This is a genomic window from Methylopila jiangsuensis (assembly GCF_027922305.1).
GTDB lineage: Bacteria > Pseudomonadota > Alphaproteobacteria > Rhizobiales > Methylopilaceae > Methylopila > Methylopila jiangsuensis.
Window position 1 is genome coordinate 650001 of the sequence record NZ_BSFK01000005.1, and the last position, 16196, is coordinate 666196.

Below are 16196 nucleotides of genomic sequence, written 5' to 3' on the forward strand. Positions count from 1 at the left end.
CCCTCCCTCACGCGACCGCCGGAGCCGAGGTCGGCTCGATGTTGACCAGAAACGCCTTGTATTCCGGCGTCTCGATGTTCGCGTCGCCCACGAAGGGGGTCAGCGAATTCGGGTTGTGACCCTTCTTCGTCTTGCCGATGAAGCCCCAGTGCTGGGGAATGCCCACCACATGGACCGGCCGACCGTCCACCATCAGCGGCTTGATGCGCTTGGTCACCACCGCCTTGGCCTTGAGCGAGCCGCGGTTGGACCACACCCGGACCCAGCCGCCCTTCTCGATGCCTTTCTCCTTCGCGAGCTCTTCCGAAATCTCCACGAAGAACTCCGGCTGCAGCGCCGCGTTGACCCAGACGTGCTTGGTCCACTGATGGAAATGCTCCGTCAGGCGGTAGCTGGTGCCCACGTAGGGGAACTGGTCCGGAGACCCGAGGGCTTCGAGATCGGCCTTGAAGATGCGCGCGGCGGGATTGCCGCGGATCTTGGGGTTGATCACGTTGGCCACCGGCGACTCGAACGGCTCGTAATGGGACGGGAACGGGCCGTCCCGCATCATGCCGCGGGTGAACAGCCGCGCCACGCCCTCCGGGTTCATGATGAAGGGGCCGACCGCCTGCTCGGGCTTCACCGTCGGGCCGTAGTCCGGCACGTCGTAACCCGTCCAGCGCTCGCCCGACCACCACACCAGCTTGCGGCTCTCGTCCCACGGCTTGCCGGACACGTCCGACGAGGCGCGGTTGTAGAGAATCCGGCGGTTGACCGGCCACGCCCAGGCCCAGCGGGGCGCGAGCCCCGTGTCGCCGGGATCGTAGGTGTCGCGCCGCGAGGTCTGGTTGCCGGCTTCGGTGAAGCAGCCGGCGTAGATCCAGCAGAACGAGGCCGTGGAGCCGTCGTCGCGCAGCTGCGCGAAGGTGTCCACCTGCTTGCCCTTCTGGACCAGCACCTTGGTCGGGTCGGTCGGGTCGAACACGTCCGACAGCGCCTGGCCGTTCATCTCCTTCGCAAGCTCCTCCGCCGAAGGCTCCTCCGGCTGGGCGTAAGGCCAGCGCAGATTCACGATCGGATCGGGGAAAGCGCCGCCCTCCTTGAGGTACAGCTCCTTCAGCCGGAGATGCAGCCCCGCCATGATGAAGACGTCGGACCGCGCTTCCGCGGGCGGCGACACAGCCGCGTTGTGCCACTGCAGCCAGCGGCCGGAGTTCACGATCGAGCCCTCGTCCTCGGCGAAGCAGCTGGTGGGCAGCTGGAACACCTCGGTCTGGATGTCCGCCGTCTTCACGTCGTTGAACTCGCCGTGGTTCTCCCAGAACCGCGAGGTCTCGGTGTCGAGCGGGTCCATGGTCACCAGCCATTTCAGCTTGGCGAGGCCCGCGGTGATCTTGCCCCGGTTGGGGAAGGTCATCAGCGGGTTGAAGCCCTGGCAGAAATAGCCGGTGACCTTGCCCTGGTTCATCAGCTCGAACGTGCGCAGCACGTCGTAGGTGACGTCCAGCTTGGGCAGCCAGTCGTAGGCCCAGTCGTTCTCCGCCGTCGCCCTGTCGCCCCACATGGACTTCTGGAACGAGACGAAGAACTTCTTGTAGTTCTGCCAGAAGCTGGTCTGTCCGGGACGCAGCGGCTTGAAGCCGCGGGTCGACATGTAGGTCCCGAAGTCCTTCTCCTTCTCCGTGGGGAGATTGAGATAGCCGGGCAGCATGTTGGACAGCAGGCCGAGGTCCGTCAGGCCCTGGATGTTGGAGTGGCCGCGGAGCGCGTTCATGCCGCCGCCGCGCACGCCGATGTTGCCCAGCAGAAGCTGAACCATCGCCATGCCGCGGATGTTCTGCGCGCCCTTGGAATGCTGCGTCCAGCCGAGCGCGTACATCGACGTCATGGTCTTGGTCGGCGACGAACACTCCGAGATCATCTCGCAGACCTTCAGGAACTTGTCCCGAGGCGATCCGCAGACGCGCTCCACCAGCTCCGGCGTGTAGATGGCGAAGTGCTGCTTCATGAGCTGGAAGACGCTGCGCGGGTCCGTCATGGTCTCGTCGACCCTGGCGAAGCCCTGCTCGTCCATCTGGTAGTCCCAGGACGAGCGGTCGTAGTCGCGCTTCTCTTCGTTGTAGCCCGTGAACAGACCCTCGGACCAGCCGAACTCCGGCTTCACCAGGAAGGTGGCGTTGGTGTAGGCCTTGACGTAGTCCTTCTGGATTTTGTCGTTGGACAACAGATAGTTGATGACGCCGCCCAGGAAGGCGATGTCCGAGCCGGGCCGGATCGGGCAATAGAAATCGGCGACCGACGCCGTGCGCGTGAAGCGCGGATCGACCACGATCAGCTTGGCGCCGCGATGCGCCTTGGCCTCGACCACCCATTTGAAGCCGCACGGGTGCGCTTCAGCCGCGTTGCCGCCCATCACGACCACGAGGTCGGCGTGCTTGATGTCGCCCCATGCGTTGGTCATGGCGCCGCGACCGAATGTTGGGGCCAGACTGGCCACCGTCGGTCCGTGTCAGACGCGCGCCTGGTTGTCGAACGGCAGGGTCCCGAGCGACCGCATGACCTTGTAGGTCAGCGTGCCGGTTTCATTGGTTGTGGCGGACGCCGCCAGGAAACCCACCGATGTCCAGCGGTTGACCGTGAGGCCGTCCTTGTTGGTGGTCTGGAAGTTCGCGTCGCGATCGTCCTTCATCAGACGCGCGATGCGGTCCAGCGCGAAGTCCCACGACACCCGCTCGAATGTGTCCGAGCCCGGCTTGCGGTGCATCGGATACTTCAGCCGGGTCTCCGCATGCACGAAGTCCAGCAGCGCTGCGCCCTTGGGGCAGAGCGTGCCGCGGTTGGTGGGATGGTCGGGATCGCCCTCCACGTGCATCAGCGCGGAGCGCGTGTTCTTGGAGCGGTCGCCGAGGCTGTACATGATGACGCCGCAGGCCACCGAGCAGTAGGGGCAGATGTTCCGGGTCTCCGTCATGCGGGCCAGCTTGAACGGCCGCACCGCCTGGGCCATGGCCTGTTCGGCGCCGCCGAACCCCATCGCCCCAAGCGTGGTCCCGGCGACGCCCACACCGGCCGCTTTCAGAAAGCCGCGCCGTGAGACTTCACCGATCGTCATCGGGAAGGATCCTCCTTCGAATGCGCGAACGACCCCTCGGTCGCCGCGCCAATGCAACGCCATCGCTTGGCGCTATCGCCCGATAGTAGGATTTGACCAATTCGAATGTCAAACCGGAAAAATTCTGAAACTGCGCATAATACAATGAAAAATCAGATATTTAGGTCGCATCAAAAACGGAGAAGGATGAAAAAGTGATCGGCGAATCCGCTGCCACGCTCGACCTCAGGGGCCTGCGCTGCCCGCTGCCCGTGCTGCGCGTCCGCAAGGCGCTGGCCGGACTGGCGCCCGGCGAGCGGATCTTCGCGCGCGTCGACGACCCGCTTGCAGGCGTCGACATCCCCCACTTCCTGCGGGAGACGGGGCATACGCTGGTCACGACCGAAACCGACGGCGGGGAATTCCTGTTCGTAATCGAGAAAGCCGCGCCCAAGCCGCTTGAAAGCGCGCCTTCGCCCCTCTAGTGTCCGCGCCGCGCTGACATGGCGCGGGCGCGTAGCTCAGTTGGTTAGAGCAACTGACTTTTAATCAGTAGGTCCTGGGTTCGAGTCCCAGCGCGCTCACCAGACAAATCAACGACTTGGCGATAGTTTTTGAAGCGCATGCAGTCTCATGTGAGACCGCATGCCCGCGCCGCCCGCCTATTCCGCCGCCTGCTTTTTCAGCGGGCGCCGGCGCAGCACCTCGGCGAGGAAGCGGCCGGTGTGGCTCGCATTCGCGCGGGCGATCTGCTCGGGCGTTCCGACCGCCACCACCATGCCGCCGCCGTCGCCGCCTTCCGGGCCCATGTCCACGATCCAGTCCGCGGTCTTGATGACCTCGAGATTGTGCTCGATCACCGCCACCGTGTTGCCCTGGTCCACCAGCTCGTGCAGCACCTCCAGCAGCTTGGCCACGTCGTGGAAATGCAGGCCCGTGGTCGGTTCGTCGAGGATGTAGAGCGTGCGGCCCGTGGAGCGGCGGGACAGCTCCTTGGAGAGCTTCACCCGCTGGGCCTCGCCGCCGGACAGCGTGGTGGCCGGCTGGCCCACCTTGACGTAGCCGAGCCCCACCCGCGCCAGCGTCTCCATCTTCTCCCGGATGGAGGGCACCGCCTTGAAGAACTCCGCCGCCTCGTCGACGGTCATGTCCAGCACGTCGGCGATGGATTTGCCGCGGTACAGCACCTCCAGCGTCTCGCGGTCGTAGCGCTTGCCCTTGCACACGTCGCAGGTGACGTAGACGTCCGGCAGGAAGTGCATCTCGATCTTGATGACGCCGTCGCCCTGGCAGGCCTCGCAGCGCCCGCCCTTGACGTTGAACGAGAACCGCCCCGGCTGGTAGCCGCGCGCCTTGGACTCCGGCAGCCCCGCGAACCAGTCCCGGATCGGCGTGAAGGCGCCGATGTAGGTGGCGGGGTTGGAGCGCGGCGTGCGTCCGATCGGCGACTGGTCGATGTCGATCACCTTGTCGATCGCCTCGAACCCCTCGATCCGCTCGTGCGCGCCGGGGTTCTCGTTGGCGCCGTTCAGCTTGCGCGCCGCCGCCTTGAACACGGTGTCGATCAGCAGCGTGGACTTGCCGCCGCCGGACACGCCGGTGACGCAGGTGAAGCAGCCGAGCGGAATCTCGGCGGTCACGTCCTTCAGGTTGTTGGCGCGGGCGCCGACCACCTTGAGCGTCCTCTTTTTATCGAACGGGCGGCGCTTCGGCGGCGTCGGCACCATCAGTTCGCCGGTGAGGTACTTGCCAGTGAGGCTCGCCGGGTCGGCCATCACCTGGTCGGGCGTCCCCTGCGCGATGATGCGGCCGCCATGGACGCCGGCGCCCGGCCCCACGTCCACCACGTAATCGGCGAGCCGGATGGCGTCCTCGTCGTGCTCCACCACGATCACGGTGTTGCCGAGGTCGCGCAGCCGCTCCAGCGTGCCGAGCAGCCGCTCGTTGTCGCGCTGGTGCAGGCCGATGGAGGGCTCGTCCAGCACGTAGAGCACGCCGGTCAGGCCCGACCCGATCTGGCTCGCGAGCCGGATGCGCTGGCTCTCGCCGCCGGAGAGCGAGCCGGAATTGCGCGCGAGCGTCAGGTAATCGAGCCCCACATCCACCAGGAAGCGCAGCCGGTCGCGGATCTCCTTCAGGATGCGGTAGGCGATCTCGTTCTGCTTCGGCGTCAGATGCCGCGGGAGGTCCTCGAACCAGGCGTGCGCCGCCCGCACCGACAGCCGCGCCGCCGCGCCGATGTGCCGGTCCGAGACCCGGACGGCCAGCGCCTCGGGCTTCAGCCGGTAGCCCTCGCAGACGAGGCACGGCACGTCGGACATGTAGCGGCCGATCTCCTCGCGGGACCAGTCGCTCTCCGTCTCCTTGTAGCGCCGCTCCAGATTGCGCACGACGCCCTCGAAGGTCTTCACCGTGTCGTAGGAGCGCAGACCGTCGTCATAGACGAAGCGCACCTTCTCCGAACCGGAGCCGTAGAGGATGACGTTCTTCGCCTTCTCCGGCAGGTCGGCCCAGGGGACGGTGAGCGCGAAGCCGTAATGCTTGGCGAGCGCGTCCAGCGTCTGGATGTAATAGGGCGAGGTGGAGCGCGCCCAGGGCGCGATGGCGCCCTTGCGCAGGGTGGCGCCGCCGTCCGGGACCACCAGATTGGGATCAACCGCGAGCTCCGCGCCGAGGCCGTCGCAGGCCGGGCAGGCGCCGAAGGGGTTGTTGAACGAGAACAGCCGCGGCTCGATCTCGGCGATGGTGAAGCCGGACACCGGACAGGCGAACTTCTCCGAGAAGGTCAGCCGCTTCGGGTTCCCGTCCCCGTCGGTCTGGTCGGCGAATTCGGCGATGGCGATGCCGTCCGCGAGCCCCAGCGCCTGCTCCAGGCTGTCGGCGAGGCGGCTCGCGATGTCGCCGCGGATCACCACCCGATCCACCACCACGTCGATGTCGTGCTTCAGCTTCTTGTCGAGCGTGGGCGCGTCGGCGATCTCGTAGAAGGCGCCGTCCACCTTCAGCCGCTGGTAGCCCTTCTTCTGGAACTCGGCGATCTCCTTGCGGTACTCGCCCTTGCGGCCGCGCACCACCGGCGCGAGCAGATAGAGCCGCGAGCCCTCGGGCAGCGCCAGCAGCCGGTCCACCATCTGGCTGACCGTCTGGCTTTCGATCGGCAGGCCGGTGGCCGGCGAATAGGGGATGCCCACCCGCGCCCACAGCAGGCGCATGTAATCGTAGATTTCCGTGACGGTGCCCACGGTGGAGCGCGGATTCTTCGACGTGGTCTTCTGCTCGATGGAGATCGCCGGCGACAGGCCGTCGATCTGGTCCACGTCCGGCTTCTGCATCATCTCCAGGAACTGGCGGGCGTAGGCCGACAGGCTCTCCACGTAGCGGCGCTGGCCCTCCGCATAGATGGTGTCGAAGGCGAGCGACGACTTGCCCGAGCCCGACAGCCCGGTGAACACCACCAGCCGGTCGCGGGGAATGTCGAGATCGACGTTCTTGAGGTTGTGCTCGCGGGCGCCCCGCACCGAGATCATCCGGCCGTCCCGCACGGACAACCGCGCCTCGGCCGCGGCGTCGAACGCGGCCTCAAGCGCGGCGGGAGTCTTGGCCCTGGCGCCGGCGGAGTCCGTACTTTTAACGCTGGCGGGCGCAGCGTTCACGGCGCTGGCGGGCGCCTTGGCCTTGGCGACGTCGGAACGCGCGGGCTTGGGCGACGCCGGGGCGCGCTCGGCCTTGGGGCCGGCCTTCGGCGTCCGGCCGGCGCCGGTCCGTGAACGTTCTTTGGTCATGCCGCATCATCCCGTGGCGGATCGGAGCGCCGCCGTCCGGCTGTCAGGTCGGTCGCCGCAGCCTGCCGTCAAGCCAGCGGCTTGTAGGCGACCGGACGCCATGTTAAGGAACATAAAAGGAACAAAAGCTTCTGTCCATCGAAACAGTGCCCGCGCAAGCCGTTGTGGACAAGCCCGGACCCGGCGCGACGCGCCGCCGCGCCGGGTTTAGGGTGCGCGCGCGAACATCTGGAGGTCGTCATGGCGGGCAGCGTCAACAAGGTCATTCTGGTGGGCAATCTCGGCCGCGACCCGGAGGTGCGCCGCATGAACTCCGGCGAGCCGGTGGTGAACCTGCGCATCGCCACCTCGGAGAACTGGCGCGACAAGCAGAGCGGCGAGCGCCGGGAAAAGACGGAGTGGCACTCCGTGGTGATCTTCAACGAGAACCTGGCGAAAATCGCGGAGCAGTATCTGCGCAAGGGCTCGAAGGTCTATGTGGAGGGGCAGCTCCAGACCCGCAAGTGGACCGACCAGTCCGGCGCCGAGCGCTACACCACGGAGATCGTGATCCAGCGCTTCCGCGGCGAACTGGCGCTGCTGGACGGCCGCGGCGGCGGGTCCGGCGGCGACGACGCCTATGAGGGCGGCGGCGACAGCTTCGGCCGGTCGAGCCCGATCGAGAACCGCAAGCCCTCGTCGCCCGCGCCCTCCTCCGGCGGCGGCCGCGGCGGGTACAGCGACTCCATGGACGACGACATCCCGTTCTGACCCATCCAAGGCCCGTCCAAATCCTGGCGGGCCTTTTTCGCATCGGCGACACGGGTTTTTTACCGACGCGCCCTTAAGGTCCGCGCGCCGGGCTTCCCGGCGCTGCGGCGCGCAGGTGCGGAGCGCGGTCGCGGCCTGAAGGAATCAGAAGTCCGCCAGGGCCGGGTCATGACGTTCCAACCCCTGAGGATCGTGCATCTGGTCCGCTCGCCGGTCGGCGGCATTTTCCGCCACATCGCGGATCTGGCCGAGGCGCAGGCCGAGAGCGGGCACGACGTCGGCTTCGTCTGCGACAGCCTGACGATCGGACCGTTCGAGGACGCCAAGATCGCGGCGCTCGCGCCCCGCCTGTCGCTCGGCGCGCATCGGCTGCCGATCGCGCGCCATGTGGCGCCGTCGGACGTGGCGGCGCTGTCCCGCGTGCATGCGCTGCTTTCCCCCCTCGCCCCGAACGTGGTCCACGCCCACGGCGCCAAGGGCGGCGTGTTCGGCCGGCTGGTGGGAGCGTGGCTCGGCCGCTCCCGGCCGGTGGCGAAAATCTATGCGCCCCATGGCGGCAGCCTGCATTACGACGCCGGCGCGCTGGAGGGGCGGGTCTATTTCCGCATCGAACGCGCGCTGGAGCGTCTGACCGACGCCATGATCCATGTGAGCGCCTACGAGGCGCGGACCTATGTGGAGAAGGTCGGCGCCCCGCGCTGCCCCACATATGTGGTGCGCAACGGCCTCGCGCCGGACGAGTTCGATCCGGTGGCGCCCGACGAGGACGCCACCGACTTCCTCTACCTCGGCATGCTGCGCGACCTGAAGGGCGTGGACGTGCTGATCGACGCCCTGACCGCGCTCAAGGCCCAGGGGCTGCCCGCCACCGCCACCATCGTCGGCGACGGGCCGGACGAGGCCCGCTACCGCGCCATGGTGGCCGAGCGCGGCCTGTCCGCCCTCGTCCGGTTCGCGCCCTCCACGCCCGCCCGGCGCGCCTTCGCCATGGGCCGGGCGATCGTGGTGCCGTCGCGGGCGGAATCCATGCCCTATGTGGTGCTCGAATCGATCGCGGCCGGCCTGCCGATCGTCTCCACCGCCGCCGGCGGCATTCCGGAAATCTTCGGCCCCCATGCGGACGCCCTCGTCGCCCCCGGCGACGGCGCGGCGCTGACAGCCGCCATGGCCGCGGCGCTGCGCGATCCCGCCGCCGCCAGGGCGCGGGCGCGCCTGCTGCGCGACCACATCGGCGACGAGTTCTCCCGCGCCGGGATGGCCGCGCGGGTGGAAACCGTTTACCGCGATGCGCTTCAGGCGGCGTCGATTTAACGTCCACATGCCGCGCGTAAGCTCTTATTGTGGCCTGCATGGCATCTTCCGGTCGTTCGATCGAAGATCACCGTCGTGACTGGGACATCCATGTCGACGCTTGAGACCGCTCCTCCCGAGACCCGCCCCGAGAAGCCGCGCCAGACGCGGCTGAACGATCAGGCGCGCGAGATCGCGGAGCAGTTCCGCCAGTCCTCCATCTCCCAGGTTCTGCTGGTGGGCGCCGTGCGGCTGATCGACGTGCTGGGCGTCGCGCTGACGGCCGCCGGCGCCTACGCCCTGCTCCATGACGGCGCGCTCGCGGCGCCCTGGCCCTATCCGGTCGCGACGCTGGCGGCGGTCGTGCTGACGCTGATCTTCGCCCAGGCCGCGGACGCCTATCATGTGGTGGCGTTCCGCGTGTTCGGGGGACAGCTCGGCCGCATGCTCGGCGCCTGGACGCTGACCTTCGCCGGCTTCGCGGTGGTCGGCAGCTTCCTGGATTTCGGCGGCTCGGTGGAGCGGCGCTGGCTCGGCCTGTGGTTCGTGCTCGGCGCCCTGTCCTTCCTGATCTCCCGCCTGGTGCTGACGGCGCTGGTGCGCCGCTGGGCGGCGGACGGGCGGCTCGGCCGCAAGGCCGTGATCGTAGGCGGCGGCGAGCCCGCGGCCGAGCTGATCCGGGCGCTGGAAAGCACGCCCGGCAACGACGTGCACATCTGCGGCGTGTTCGACGACCGCTCCAACGACCGCTCGCCGGCGATCGTGGCGGGCTATCCCAAGCTCGGCACCGTGGCGGAGCTGGTGGAGTTCGGCCGGGTGGCGCGCATCGACCTGCTGATCGTGACCATCCCGGTCTCGGCCGCCGGCCGGGTGCGCGAAATCCTGAAGACGCTCTGGGTGCTGCCGGTGGACATCCGCCTGTCGGCCCACACCGACAAGCTGCGCTACCGCCCGCGCGCCTATTCCTATGTGGGCGCCATCCCCATGGTGGAGCTCGCGGAAAAGCCGATCGCGAACTGGGACTTCGTGATCAAGCGCGCCTTCGACCTGATCGTCGGGACGCTCGCGCTGATCGCGCTGGCCCCGCTGATGATCGCGACCGCCATCGCCATCAAGCTCGACAGCCCGGGCCCGGTGTTCTTCCGCCAGAAGCGCTACGGCTTCAACAACGAGGTCATCGACGTCTTCAAGTTCCGCTCGCTCCGGCACGAGATGGCGGACCCGGACGCCAAGACCGTCGTCACCAAGAACGACAGCCGCGTCACCAAGGTCGGGCGATTCATCCGCAAGACCTCCATCGACGAGCTGCCGCAGCTGTTCAACGTGCTGAAGGGCGAGCTGTCGCTGGTCGGCCCGCGCCCGCACGCGGTCAACGCCCACACCTCCGAGACGCTGTGGAACGACGTGGTGGACGGCTATTTCGCCCGCCACAAGGTGAAGCCCGGCGTCACCGGCTGGGCCCAGATCAACGGCTGGCGCGGCGAGGTGGACACCAGCGAGAAGCTGAAGCGCCGCATCGACCACGACCTCTACTACATCGAGAACTGGTCGATCCTGTTCGACGCCATGATCCTCATCAAGACGCCGTTCGCGCTCGCCAAGACGGACAACGCCTATTGAGCCAGGCGCGCGCCCTCGGGGCTCCGCGCCCGCTGACGATCGGCGTCGAGACCCTGCGCGAGGGGCTGGTCGCGCTCGCCGTGCTGACGAGCTTCGTCGTCATGTTCGAGCCGGCGCCCTACGACCTGCTGTTCGTGCTGGCGATCGTGCTGTTTTCGCTCACCGGGCTGACGTTGCCGCGGACGCTGCTGCCGTTCGTGACGCTGGTCGCGCTCTACCAGCTTGGCGCCGTGCTCACGCTGTCGCTGGTGATCAGCCGGCCCGACACGCTGAAATGGACCATCGTCGGCGTGTTTCTGGCGGTGACCGGCGTGTTCTACGCGCTGTTTCTCGCCGACCGCACGGAGGCGCGGGCGCGGCTGATCGCCAACGCCTGGGTGGTGGCGGCCGTCTTCGGCGGGGCGCTCGCCATCATCGGCTATTTCCACCTCGGGCCGGGATCGGACAAGTTCCTGCTCTACGGCCGCGCCAAGGGCGCGTTCAAGGACCCCAACGTCTACGCGCCCTACCTGATCTTCCCGGCGCTGATCCTGATCCAGCGGCTCTACGCCGCCGACCGGCTCCGGCAGCTGATCTTCATCCTGATCCCGCTCGGCGTCATCGTCAGCGGCATCTTCCTCAGCTTCTCCCGCGGCTCCTGGGGCCATCTGATCGCGTCGGCGGCGTTGATGACGGGCCTCACCATCCTCGCCTCGCCGAGCCCCGCGCGCCGGGCGCGCATCCTGCTCATCTGCTGCGGGGCGGCGGTCTGCGCGGCGCTGCTGATCCTGGTGCTGCTCAGCCTGCCCTCGGTGTCGAACCTGTTCGCGGAGCGCGCCAGCCTCGAACAGGGCTACGACGTGGGCCGCTACGGCCGCTTCGGCCGACACCTGCTGGGCGCCCAGATCGCGCTGGTGCAGCCGCTCGGCATCGGCATCTACGAGTTCGCGCGCCTGTTCGGCTCGGACGTGCACAACACCTACCTGAACGCCTTCCTGTCCTATGGCTGGCTCGGGGGCATCTCGCTGGTGGCGCTGGTGATCGTGACCGCAATCTACGGCGGCCGCTACGTGCTGTCGCCAACGCCATGGCGCCCCGTCTTCATCTGCGCCTACTCCACCTGGCTCGTGCTGATGATGGAGGCCTGGGTGATCGACGTGGACCACTGGCGCCATCAATGGGCGCTGCTCGGCATAACCTGGGGCCTGATCGCCGCCACCGCCCGGCACGAGAAACGGCGCGTGGGCGCCGCGACGCCGCGCCGGATGGCGCCGACGGCGAATTGAGCGTTCTTTACGGGCTGGCGCGCGCCTGCGCCGGTCCGACCGCCGCCTCGTGACGCCCATGACGGACAGAGCCATACCCGACCGCCCGCTCAAGATCGTGCTGATCGACGCCAGCCCCGTGCGCGCCGCCATCCTTGAGGAAGGATTGCGGGACGCCGGCCACGCCAACATCATGCGCATCGCCGACCACGCCAATCTGCTGGAGCGCATCTACGCCATCGATCCGGACGTGATCCTGATCGACCTCGCCGACCCGAGCCGCGACGTGCTGGAGCAGATGTTCCAGGTTAGCCGCGCGGTGCGCCGGCCGGTGGGCATGTTCGTGGACCAGACTGATTCCGCCGCGATCGAGGCCGCCATCGACGCCGGCGTCTCCGCTTACGTGGTCGACGGACTCAGGCGCGAGCGGATCAAGCCGATCCTCGACACCACCATCAGCCGCTTCCACGCCTTCTCGAAGCTGCGCTCCGAGCTGGAGCACGCCAAGAGCCAGCTGGAGGAACGCAAGGTCGTGGACCGCGCCAAAGGCATCCTCATGCGCAGCCGCAACATCGGCGAAGAGGAGGCCTACGGCCTGCTGCGCAAGGTGGCCATGAACGAGAAGAAGAAGATCGCCGAGATCGCGCAATCGGTGGTCACCGCCGCGGAGTTGCTGGGATGAGCCTGGACCGTGTTCGCATCGGCTTCATACCGCTCGTGGACGCCGCGATCCCCATCGTCGCGGCGGATGTGGGCTTCGCCGCGGCTGAAGGCTTCGCCATCGATCTGGCGCGGGAGGTGTCGTGGTCGAACATCCGCGACCGGCTGACGCTCGGGCATTTCGACGTGGCTCATCTGCTGGCGCCGCTCGCCATCGCCACCTCGCTCGGCCTCGGCGCGCTGCAGGCCCCGCTGGCCGCGCCCGTCACCTGCGGCCTCAACGGCAACGCCATCACGCTCTCCCCCGATCTCTATGACGAGTTGATGGATCATTTCGCGCCGGACGCGAACCTGTTCGACCCCCGGGCGACGGGGGCCGCCTTCGCGGCGCTGGTCCGCGCCCGCCGCGTCCGGGGCGACGAGCAGCCGACGCTCGGCATGACCTTTCCATTCTCCAGCCACAACTATCTGCTGCGGCTGTGGCTGGCGGATGCGGGCCTGACGCCCGACGAGGACGTGCGCCTGGCGGTGGTGCCGCCGCCCTACATGGTGGACGCGCTGGAGCACGGCCATGTGGACGGCTTCTGCGTCGGCGCGCCGTGGAACGCGGTCGCCGTCAGCCTGGGACTGGGGCGCATCATCCATCTCGGCGTGGATCTGGTGGCGCGCTGTCCGGAGAAGGTGCTCGCGGTCCGCGAGAGCTGGCTGACCGAGGCGCCCGAACGCGCGGACGCGCTGGTGCGCGCCTGCCTCAACGCGGCCCAATGGTGCGACGATCCGGCCAACCGCGACGACCTCGCCACGCTGCTGTCGTCGCCGCACCGGCTCGATGTGCCGCCCGGCGTCATCCGCGCCGCCCTCGACGGCCGGTTGCAGGTGGGGCGCGGCGTGCGCGCCCATGACGACTACCAGATCTTCGGCCGCGATCACGCTCTGCGGCCCGATCCGCGCCATGCGCTGTGGCTCTATGCGCAGATGACCCGCTGGCGCCAGGCGAGCGGCGAGGAGGGCGAGGCCGCGCGCGCCGCGTCGGTCTACCGTCCCGACCTGTTTGATCGGGCGGCCGGAACCCCGCCGCCGTCTCTCCTGGAAGATCCGCTGGGCGTCTTTCCCGGCGTGTGATCCCGTGCGCCTTAGTTGAGCAGCGCCCAGCATTAAGGCGCCGTCTGCGTTTTGCTGCGGCGCCAAATGGGGTGCGGCGAACCGCTCGGAATCGCCACCCGAAACTAAAATCCTTCAAATTCGAAGCTCCAGCGCATTCGCGCGTGAGTTGGCACGCCTTCTGCATAGCAATACGCGAAGGCCCGCGCCGACGAAGACGCCGCTTTCACCCGCCCAACGATGGGCCCCAGCACAGCCGCTGATCTGACACGCGATCTCGCATGTCCGGACAGCGGCTTTTTTATTTTCCGATCGCTTCGCGGGGAGCGGTCGTCCGACGACCACGGCGCCGATGGGCGCAAATGGAGCCGACGACTGAGATGACCAAAGACGTCTCGACCTTTCTGACTTCGGGCCTCAGCCGCCGCACGGTCCTTCGCGCCGGCGCGGGCGTTGCGGCGACGCTTGCGGCTGCGCGCGCTCTGTCGCCTTCGGGCGTGTTCGCGCAGGGCGCCGGCCCGGAAACCACCAAGGCCAAGCTCGGCTTCATCGCGCTGACCGACGCAGGACCTCTGTTCGTCGCCAAGGAAAAAGGCTTCTTCGACAAATACGGCATGACCGACGTCGAGGTGGCCAAGCAGTCGTCCTGGGGAACGACGCGCGACAACATCGTGCTCGGCTCCGGCGGCGGCGGCATCGACGGCGCGCATATCCTCACGCCGATGCCCTACCTCATCACCACCGGCGCGATGACCCAGAACAACCGCCCGACGGAGATGTACATTCTCAGCCGGCTGAACGTGGCCGGGCAGTGCATTTCGGTCGGCCAGGAATACGCCGACCTCCAGCTCGGCCTCGACACCAGGCCGTTCAAGACGGCGCTTGAGAAGAAGAAGGCCTCCGGCAAGGAGGTCAAGGCCGCCATGACCTTCCCCGGCGGCACCCATGATCTCTGGATCCGCTACTGGCTCGCTGCCGGGGGCGTCGACCCCAACCGGGACATCCAGACCATCGTCGTGCCGCCCGCCCAGATGGTGGCGAACATGAAGGTCGGCACCATGGACTGCTTCTGCGTCTGCGAGCCGTGGAACGAGCAGCTCAAGAACCAGAAGATCGGCTACACGGCCCTGACCACCGGCGAGCTCTGGAACAAGCATCCCGAGAAGGCCCTCGCGCTGCGCGCCGACTATGTGGACAAGAACCCCAAGGCCGCGAAGGCCCTGCTGCTGGCGGTCATGGAGGCCCAGCAGTGGTGCGAGAAAATGGAGAACAAGGAAGAGCTCGCCGCCATCTGCGCCAAGCGCAACTGGATCGGCGCTCCGGTCGCCGACACCGTGGCGCGCATGAAGGGCACGTTCGACTACGGCGCCGGCAAGCCCGTGGTCGAGAACAGCCCCTTCATGATGCACTACTGGGCGGACAACGCCTCCTACCCCTACAAGAGCCACGACCTCTGGTTCATCGCCGAGGACATGCGCTGGGGCTACCTGCCCTCCACCCTCGACGCCAAGGCGCTGGTGGACAAGGTTAACCGCGAGGACCTGTGGCGCGACGCCGCCAAGGACCTCGGCGTGACCGGCGCGCCCGAGACCACGTCCCGCGGCAAGGAGACCTTCTTCGACGGCAAGGTCTTCGATCCTGAAAACCCGATGGCCTATCTCGACAGCCTCGAGATCAAGAAGGCGGCCTGATCCCCGACGGGAGCGGCCGCCCGCCGGCCGCTCCCGGCCTGAAACACCGGAGAGCCCTCATGACGCAGACCGCCGCCGCGTCGTCCAACGTGACGCCGCTGAAGACGCAAGGCCCGCAGACCACGGCCCATGTGGTCGCCCTGCCGAAAGCGCAGCCCAAGAGCGCGCTGCTGTCCCCGCGCCTGAAGGCGCGCGGGGTCGAGCTTGCGCAGAACCTTATTCCTCCGCTGCTGACGATCGCGGCGCTGCTGCTGCTGTGGGAGATGCTGTGCTCCTCGCCCGGCTCGTCGCTGCCGGCGCCCTCGACGGTGGTGTCCGACACCTGGGAGCTGATCGCCAATCCGTTCTACGACAACGGCGGCAACGACAAGGGCCTCGGCTGGCAGCTCTACGCCTCCCTGAAGCGGGTGGCGCTCGGCTACACGCTAGCGGCCGTGTTCGGCATCGCGCTGGGCGCGCTGGTCGGCGGCTCCACCTGGGCCATGCGCGGCCTCGATCCGGTGTTCCAGGTGCTGCGCACCATCCCGCCGCTCGCCTGGCTGCCGCTGTCGCTGGCGGCGTTCCGCGACGGCGAGCCTTCGGCGATCTTCGTCATCTTCATCACCGCGATCTGGCCGGTCATCATCAACACCGCGGTGGGCATCCGAAACATCCCGCAAGACTACAAGAACGTGGCTCAGGTTCTTCGCCTGAACGCCTGGGAGTATTTCCACAAGATCATGCTTCCGGCGGCTGCCCCTTACATCTTCACGGGCCTGCGCATCGGCATCGGACTGAGCTGGCTCGCCATCGTCGCGGCGGAAATGCTGATCGGCGGCGTCGGCATCGGCTTCTTCATCTGGGACGCGTGGAACTCGTCGCGCATCAGCGACATCATCCTCGCGCTCGTCTACGTGGGCGCCGTCGGCTTCGTGCTCGACCGGATCGTCGCCCTCATCGCCGTCGCGGTCACCCGCGGCACCGCCAACGCCTGAGGAGACGAGCC

Annotated in this window: 11 protein-coding genes and 1 tRNA gene; 10 read left to right on the forward strand and 2 right to left on the reverse strand. The window is 67.8% G+C overall.

The window, feature by feature from the left end:
* Positions 1-7 precede the first annotated feature (7 nt).
* Entirely contained in the window at positions 8-3094 is a 3087-nt protein-coding gene (gene fdnG / locus PKE85_RS04575) for a formate dehydrogenase-N subunit alpha (RefSeq protein ID WP_271203597.1), read from the reverse strand.
* Positions 3095-3288: 194 nt separating this feature from the next.
* Between fdnG and PKE85_RS04580 the strand changes: the two genes are divergently transcribed.
* Together PKE85_RS04580 and PKE85_RS04585 are read left to right on the forward strand one after the other, a co-directional pair.
* Entirely contained in the window at positions 3289-3558 is a 270-nt protein-coding gene (locus tag PKE85_RS04580; RefSeq protein ID WP_271203598.1) for a sulfurtransferase TusA family protein, read from the forward strand.
* Between the two features lie 25 nt (positions 3559-3583).
* Positions 3584-3660 (forward strand) — tRNA-Lys (locus PKE85_RS04585).
* Between the two features lie 75 nt (positions 3661-3735).
* On the opposite strand, the gene uvrA is transcribed toward PKE85_RS04585, so the two are convergent.
* Positions 3736-6855 (reverse strand): excinuclease ABC subunit UvrA, encoded by a 3120-nt coding sequence (uvrA, locus tag PKE85_RS04590; protein ID WP_428981313.1) that lies wholly within the window; start codon positions 6853-6855, stop codon positions 3736-3738.
* A gap of 240 nt (positions 6856-7095) precedes the next feature.
* Between uvrA and ssb the strand changes: the two genes are divergently transcribed.
* The 8 genes from ssb to ntrB all read left to right on the forward strand — a co-directional run bounded on the left by ssb (position 7096) and on the right by ntrB (position 16185).
* Complete coding sequence (ssb, locus tag PKE85_RS04595; protein WP_271203599.1) at positions 7096-7605, forward strand: single-stranded DNA-binding protein; 510 nt, start codon at positions 7096-7098, stop codon at positions 7603-7605.
* A gap of 168 nt (positions 7606-7773) precedes the next feature.
* Entirely contained in the window at positions 7774-8916 is a 1143-nt protein-coding gene (locus PKE85_RS04600; RefSeq protein ID WP_271203600.1) for a glycosyltransferase family 4 protein, read from the forward strand.
* A 90-nt stretch (positions 8917-9006) separates the two neighbouring features.
* The gene (locus PKE85_RS04605) at positions 9007-10515 is read left to right on the forward strand and encodes an undecaprenyl-phosphate glucose phosphotransferase (protein WP_271203601.1); all 1509 of its coding nucleotides are present in this window, start codon (positions 9007-9009) and stop codon (positions 10513-10515) included.
* Positions 10512-11780, forward strand: a complete 1269-nt coding sequence (locus PKE85_RS04610; RefSeq protein WP_271203602.1) for an O-antigen ligase family protein — start codon at positions 10512-10514, stop codon at positions 11778-11780. The genes PKE85_RS04605 and PKE85_RS04610 overlap by 4 nt, the downstream gene beginning before the upstream one ends.
* Positions 11781-11838: 58 nt before the next feature.
* Entirely contained in the window at positions 11839-12441 is a 603-nt protein-coding gene (locus PKE85_RS04615; RefSeq protein WP_271203603.1) for an ANTAR domain-containing response regulator, read from the forward strand.
* Positions 12438-13541: a CmpA/NrtA family ABC transporter substrate-binding protein gene (locus tag PKE85_RS04620; protein WP_271203604.1), complete on the forward strand. Its 1104-nt coding sequence runs from the start codon at positions 12438-12440 to the stop codon at positions 13539-13541. The genes PKE85_RS04615 and PKE85_RS04620 overlap by 4 nt, the downstream gene beginning before the upstream one ends.
* A gap of 359 nt (positions 13542-13900) precedes the next feature.
* Entirely contained in the window at positions 13901-15211 is a 1311-nt protein-coding gene (locus tag PKE85_RS04625) for a CmpA/NrtA family ABC transporter substrate-binding protein (RefSeq protein WP_271203605.1), read from the forward strand.
* Positions 15212-15270: 59 nt separating this feature from the next.
* Positions 15271-16185 (forward strand): nitrate ABC transporter permease, encoded by a 915-nt coding sequence (gene ntrB, locus PKE85_RS04630; RefSeq protein ID WP_271203606.1) that lies wholly within the window; start codon positions 15271-15273, stop codon positions 16183-16185.
* The last annotated feature ends 11 nt before the right edge of the window (positions 16186-16196 follow it).

Bases quoted from the DNA above. Each gene is read 5' to 3' on its own strand.
- uvrA (WP_428981313.1), bottom strand. From the start codon at position 6,855: ATGACCAAAGAACGTTCACGGACCGGCGCCGGCCGGACGCCGAAGGCC.
- ssb (WP_271203599.1), top strand. From the start codon at position 7,096: ATGGCGGGCAGCGTCAACAAGGTCATTCTGGTGGGCAATCTCGGCCGC.
- PKE85_RS04600 (WP_271203600.1), top strand. From the start codon at position 7,774: ATGACGTTCCAACCCCTGAGGATCGTGCATCTGGTCCGCTCGCCGGTC.
- PKE85_RS04605 (WP_271203601.1), top strand. From the start codon at position 9,007: ATGTCGACGCTTGAGACCGCTCCTCCCGAGACCCGCCCCGAGAAGCCG.
- PKE85_RS04615 (WP_271203603.1), top strand. From the start codon at position 11,839: ATGACGGACAGAGCCATACCCGACCGCCCGCTCAAGATCGTGCTGATC.
- PKE85_RS04620 (WP_271203604.1), top strand. From the start codon at position 12,438: ATGAGCCTGGACCGTGTTCGCATCGGCTTCATACCGCTCGTGGACGCC.
- PKE85_RS04625 (WP_271203605.1), top strand. From the start codon at position 13,901: ATGACCAAAGACGTCTCGACCTTTCTGACTTCGGGCCTCAGCCGCCGC.
- ntrB (WP_271203606.1), top strand. From the start codon at position 15,271: ATGACGCAGACCGCCGCCGCGTCGTCCAACGTGACGCCGCTGAAGACG.